Annotated in this window: 1 protein-coding gene; it reads right to left on the minus strand. The window is 31.7% G+C overall.

Annotated features, from left to right (window positions below):
• Positions 1 to 51: 51 nt before the first annotated feature.
• The coding region (locus tag QWI17_RS09950; protein WP_302722355.1) for an amino acid kinase family protein at positions 52 to 338 on the minus strand (287 nt) is incomplete at its 5' end.

Raw genomic sequence — 338 nt, forward strand, 5'->3', positions numbered from 1 at the left:
CGATTAATTGACACAACAAATCGACAGCTTTCTTTTTGAGAACAGCTAATTCTAACATAAAATTGTTTTAATCTCTGAGTTAATGTTGCGCGCGTGTACCAAACATACATTTTTTACACCCGCATTGATTACTTTGAATGAATTGTCTAATTTCGGAATCATTCCTTCGAAAATTACACCTTCTTCTTTTAACTGCAAATATAAAGTTTCGTTAATTTTTGGGATCAATGTTGTGTCATCATTTACATCATGAAGTACACCAATTTTATCAAAACAGAAATTTAACTCTACTTCATTTTCTTGTGACATTGCAACCGCAATTGTAGAGGCAATAGTAT

Source organism: Gilvimarinus gilvus (assembly GCF_030518155.1).
GTDB lineage: Bacteria > Pseudomonadota > Gammaproteobacteria > Pseudomonadales > Cellvibrionaceae > Gilvimarinus > Gilvimarinus gilvus.